This window comes from Desertihabitans aurantiacus, from assembly GCF_003344635.1.
Taxonomy (GTDB): Bacteria; Actinomycetota; Actinomycetes; order Propionibacteriales; family Propionibacteriaceae; genus Desertihabitans; species Desertihabitans aurantiacus.
In genome coordinates this window covers 1-5,002 of sequence record NZ_QPKK01000271.1, presented here as the reverse complement: position 1 = coordinate 5,002, position 5,002 = coordinate 1, and the positions used below count along the sequence as shown (strand labels likewise).

General features: G+C 74.1%; 5 protein-coding genes. 1 reads left to right on the top strand and 4 read right to left on the bottom strand.

Translation table 11 applies throughout. The features are described 5' to 3' along the window. Positions 1-70 precede the first annotated feature (70 nt). From tgt to hrcA, 4 genes are read right to left on the bottom strand one after another with little or no spacing between them, the layout of a single operon-like run. A complete protein-coding gene (gene tgt / locus DVA66_RS16975) occupies positions 71-1,291 on the bottom strand; it encodes a tRNA guanosine(34) transglycosylase Tgt (protein WP_114561126.1) in 1,221 nt (406 codons plus the stop codon). A 1-nt stretch (position 1,292) separates the two neighbouring features. Beyond that, positions 1,293-2,045: a 16S rRNA (uracil(1498)-N(3))-methyltransferase gene (locus DVA66_RS16970; RefSeq protein WP_114561125.1), complete on the bottom strand. Its 753-nt coding sequence runs from the start codon at positions 2,043-2,045 to the stop codon at positions 1,293-1,295. Further along, complete coding sequence (gene dnaJ, locus DVA66_RS16965; RefSeq protein WP_114561124.1) at positions 2,038-3,222, bottom strand: molecular chaperone DnaJ; 1,185 nt, start codon at positions 3,220-3,222, stop codon at positions 2,038-2,040. The genes DVA66_RS16970 and dnaJ overlap by 8 nt, the downstream gene beginning before the upstream one ends. 55 nt (positions 3,223-3,277) lie before the next feature. Continuing rightward, a complete protein-coding gene (gene hrcA / locus DVA66_RS16960) occupies positions 3,278-4,294 on the bottom strand; it encodes a heat-inducible transcriptional repressor HrcA (RefSeq protein ID WP_114561123.1) in 1,017 nt (338 codons plus the stop codon). Positions 4,295-4,374: 80 nt separating this feature from the next. On the opposite strand from hrcA, the gene DVA66_RS16955 reads away from it, so the two are divergent. Continuing rightward, positions 4,375-5,002: MBL fold metallo-hydrolase (locus DVA66_RS16955; protein ID WP_114561122.1), on the top strand; the 628-nt coding region annotated here is incomplete at its 3' end.

Genomic DNA, 5,002 nt, shown 5'->3' with positions numbered 1-5,002 from the left:
GGTCCCTGCCCACCCCCGCGGACGTGCCGTCCGGCCCCCAGGCCGGACGGCACGTCCGTCTCCCGCCCCGTCAGCGGGCGCCGGCGTAGTAGCGCCCGAGGGTCTCCCGCTCCAGCTCGTCCAGGTCGCCGCCCTCGATCGCGGCGCGGATGTCGTCGACCATCCGCACCACGAACCGCTCGTTGTGCAGGGTGGCCAGCGTGGCCGCCAGGTGCTCCTTGGCGCGGAACAGGTGGTGCAGGTAGGCCCGGGTGAACCGGCTGCAGGTGTAGCAGTCGCAGCCGGCGTCCAGCGGCTCGAAGGAGCGGCGGTGCCGGGCGGCGGTGATGTTGTAGCGGCCGTCGCGGCTGTAGATCGCGCCGTTGCGGGCCACCCGGGAGGGTGAGACGCAGTCGAAGGTGTCCGCGCCGTGGCGGACCGCGGTGAAGACGTCGTCGGGCTCGGAGATGCCGAGCAGGTGGCGCGCCCGGTCGCGGGGCAGCTCCTCGGCGCACCAGCTGACGATGGTGCCGAGGTTCTCCTTCTCCAGCGCCCCGCCGATGCCGTAGCCGTCGAAGCGCTGGCCCTCGACCTCGAGGGCGGACAGGTCGCGGCAGGCCTTGCGCCGCAGGTCCTCGTACTGGGCGCCCTGGACGACGCCGAAGAGGGCCTGCCGGGGCCGGTGCGGGCGGGCGGCGTGCTGGCGCACGTGCTCGGCCAGGCACCGCTCGGCCCAGCGGCGGGTGCGCTCCAGCGACTCCTCCTGGTAGTCGCGGCTGTGCGCCAGGGTGGTCAGCTCGTCGAAGGCGAAGATGACGTCGGCGCCGAGCTGGTGCTGGATCCGCATCGAGATCTCGGGGGTGAACCGGTGCCGGTCGCCGTTGAGGTGGGAGGTGAAGGTCACCCCGTCCTCGTCGACCGCGGCCAGCCGCTCCTTGCCCGGCGCGACCACCTGGTCCGGGGCGAGCCCGCCGACGTCCATCGCCAGCACCTTGCGGAAGCCCACCCCGAGGCTCATCACCTGGAAGCCGCCGGAGTCGGTGAAGGTCGGCCCGTCCCAGCCCATGAACGCGGCCAGCCCGCCGGCCTCGTCGACGACGTCGGGGCCGGGCTGGAGGAACAGGTGGTAGGCGTTGGCCAGCACCGCCTGGGCGCCGAGGTCGGCCACCGCCGCGGGCAGCACCGCCCGTACCGCCGCCTTGGTGCCGACCGGGATGAACGCCGGCGTGCGGATGCTGCCGTGCGGGGTGTGCAGGACGCCGGTGCGGCCCAGCCCGTCGGCCAGCTCGACCCCGACCTCGATACCGCCCACCTCAGGCCCGCCCGGCCGTGCGCAGCGCGGCCACCGCGGCCAGCTGGGACAGCGCGACCACCCCGGCGGTGGACGTCCGCAGCACCGTCTCCCCCAGCAGCACCGGACGTCCGCCGGCGCCGGTGAGGGCGGACAGCTCGTCCTCGCTGATCCCACCCTCGGGGCCGACCACCAGGGCCAGACTGCCCCCGGCCGGCGGGGCCGCCGCCACCAGCGGCTGGTCGGCGTCCTCGTGCAGCACCAGCACGGTGTCGATCCCGGCGAGGCGGCGCAGCAGCTGGGTGGTGCTGTGCAGCGGGGCGACCTCGGGCACGCTGAGCCGGCGGGACTGCTTGGCCGCGGCCCGGGCCGCGGCCTGCCACTTCGCCCGCGCCTTCTCCCCGCGCTCACCCTGCCAGCGCACGATCGAGCGGGACGCCTGCCAGGGCACCACCTCGTCGACGCCGACCTCGGTCAGCACCTCGACGGCCAGCTCGGCCCGGTCACCCTTGGGCAGGGCCTGCACCACGGTGATCCGCCACGGCCGGGGCTGCTCGCGCACCTCCGCGACCACCCGGACGGTCAGCTCGGCCTTCCCGGCCGCGACCACCTCCCCGCGCACCCCGCGGCCGGTGCCGTCGGCCAGCAGCACCGGCTCGCCCACCGCCAGCCGCTGCACGGTGGCGGCGTGGCGGCCCTCCGCGCCGTCGAGCACCACGCTCGACCCGACCGGTGGGAAGGGGTCGAGCGGGTGCAGGAAGAGCGGGTCAGTCATGCCCGCCGAAGGCCTCCTTGAGCCGGGAGAACATCCCGCGTCCGTGCTTCTGCACGCTGGGCTCGACGCTGTTCTCCCCCCGCAGCTCGGCCAGCTGGCGGAGCAGCTCGCGCTGCTCGTCGTCCAGCCGGGTCGGGGTCTGCACCATGAAGGTGACGCCGAGGTCGCCGCGGCCGTTGGAGCGCAGCCGGGGCACGCCCTGGCCGGGCACGGTGACCCGGGTGCCGGACTGGGTGCCCTGCGGCACCTCCAGCTGCACCTCGGGCTCGCCCAGGTCGTCGTCGGGCCGGTCGGCGGCCAGCGTCTGCACGGTGACCTCGGTGCCGAGCGCGGCCGCCGTCATCGGGATCTTCACCACCATCTCCAGGTCGTCGCCGTCGCGGCGGAAGACCTCGTGGTTGCGCACCGCCAGCTCGACGAACAGGTCGCCGGCCGGGCCACCGCCGGGGCCGACCTCCCCGTGGCTGGCCAGGTGGATCCGGTTGCCGGTGGAGACGCCGGCGGGGATCTTGACGTTGATGCTGCGGGAGGCGCGGACCCGTCCCTCCCCGGAGCACTCGTGGCACGGGTTGGTGATCACCGAGCCGTAGCCGCGGCAGTTCGGGCAGGGCTGGGTGGAGCGGATGTCACCGAGGAAGGAGCGCTGCACGGTGGTGACGTCACCCTGGCCGTGGCAGGTGCTGCAGCGGGTCGGCTCGCTGCCGTCGGCCGAGCCCTTGCCGTTGCACACCGTGCACAGCACCGCGGTGTCGACCTTGACGGACTTGGTGATCCCGAAGGCGGCCTCGGCCAGGTCGAGCTGCAGCCGGACCAGGGCGTCCTGGCCGCGGCGCACCCGCGAGCGCGGGCCGCGGGAGGTCTGCTGGCCGAACATCGCGTCCACCAGGTTGGTGAAGTCGAAGCCGGCCCCGCCGAACCCGCCGGCGCCGCCGAAGCCACCCGCACCGCCGAAGCCACCCATCTGGTTGGGGTCGCCGCCGCGGTCGTAGATGTGGCGCTTCTGCGGGTCCTTGAGGGTCTCGTAGGCCTCGTTGATCTGCTTGAACTTCTCGTGGGCGTCCTCGCTCTGGGCGACGTCGGGGTGCACCTTCATCGCCATCCGGCGGTACGCCTTCTTGATCTGCTCGTCGGTCGCGTCCCGGGAGACGCCGAGGACCTCGTAGTAGTCAGTGCTCATCGTCGTGTGGTTCGTCCTTCAGCCGTGGGCAGATTCGTTCGGTCGGGTGCGGGGCTCAGCCCTCGGCCAGGAAGCGGCCGACGTACCTGGCCACGGCCCGCACCGAGGCCATCGTCGAGGGGTAGTCCATCCGGGTCGGGCCGACGACCCCCAGGCTGGCCCAGATGTCGCCGTCACTGCCGTAGGCGCTGGCCACCAGCGAGGTGGTCTGCAGCTCACGGTAGGGGTTCTCGTGCCCGACCCGCACGGTGACGTCGCCGGGGGTGGCGGCCTCGCCGAGCAGCTTGAGCAGCACCACCTGCTCCTCCAGCGCCTCGAGCACCGGCTTGACGGTGGTCTCGAACTCGGCCCCGAAGCGGGTCAGGTTGGGCACCCCGCCGACCACCACCCGGGTGGAGGTGGAGGTGCCGAGGATCTCCAGCAGCGCGCTGCTGACCTGGGTGCCGGCCGCGGACAGCGGCGGCGGCAGCTGGTCGTCCAGCGTGCCGAGCGCGGCGGCGGCGTCGGCCAGCGACGTCCCGGCGAGCGCGGCGTTGAGGATGCCGCGGAGCTGGGCCAGCTCGTCCTCGGTGATGCCGGGGACCTCGACCGGGCGCTGGTCGACCTTGCCGGTGCTGCTGATCATGATGACCAGCACCCGGTCGCCGCCGAGGGAGACCAGCTCGACGTGGCGCACCGAGGCCGTGCTGAGCACCGGGTACTGCACGATCGCGACCTGCCGGGTCACCTGGGCCAGCAGCCGGACGGTGCGGCCCACGACGTCGTCGAGGTCGAGGGCGCCGGAGAGGAAGGTGCTGATGGCACGGCGCTCGGCCGGCGACAGCGGCTTGACGCCGGCCAGCCGGTCGATGAAGAGCCGGTAGCCCTTGTCGGTGGGGATGCGGCCGGCGCTGGTGTGGGGCTGGGTGATGTAGCCCTCGTCCTCCAGCACCGCCATGTCGTTGCGCACGGTGGCCGGGGAGACGCCGAGGTTGTGCCGCTCCACCAGGGCCTTCGAGCCGACCGGCTCCTGGCTGGAGACGTAGTCGGAGACGATGGCGCGCAGCACCTGCAGCTTGCGGTCGTCGAGCACGTGGCCTCCTCCCCCTCGGCCCGCGGTCGGTCGGCGCGCGGGACTGGCACTCCTCTAGGTCGAGTGCCAGTCTAACCGCTATGGCGAACAGCGGGGACGGGTCGGCGGTCGCGTCGGTCACATGGGTGGAGGTGGCCGAGCGGGTCTGGACGGCCGGGGTCGAACCGGACGCCGTCACCATCGGCCTGGTGGCCGGTGACGACGGGTTGCTGGTGGTCGACACCGGCTCCACCCCCGCGCAGGGACGGGCGCTGCGGGCCTCGGCCGAGCGGCTGACCGGGCTGCCGGTGCGGGCCGCGGTGGTCACCCACGCCCACTCCGACCACGCCTTCGGGCTGGCCGCCTTCGACGACGTGGACACCTTCGGACACGAGGGGCTGGCCGACGAGCTGGCGGCGGGCCCGGCGCTGGCGCGGGCCGCCGAGCTGGGCGTCGACCGCGACGACCTGCGCACTCCCAGCCGGCCGTTCGCGCTGGCCGCCGGCCTCGACCTGGGCGCGCGCTGGGTGGAGCTGGCCCACCTCGGGGTCGGGCACACCCGCTGCGACGTGGTCGTGGTGGTGCCCGACGCGCGCGTGGTGTTCGTGGGCGATCTGGCCGAGTCGGCGCCCTCGCCGGTCGACGGCACCCCCGCGCCCTGGTTCGGGGCGGACTCGGTGCCCGAGCAGTGGGCCGCCACCCTGGACGCGGTGCTCGGGCTGGTGGCCC

Bases quoted from the DNA above. Each gene is read 5' to 3' on its own strand.
- DVA66_RS16970 (WP_114561125.1), bottom strand. From the start codon at position 2,045: ATGACTGACCCGCTCTTCCTGCACCCGCTCGACCCCTTCCCACCGGTC.
- dnaJ (WP_114561124.1), bottom strand. From the start codon at position 3,222: ATGAGCACTGACTACTACGAGGTCCTCGGCGTCTCCCGGGACGCGACC.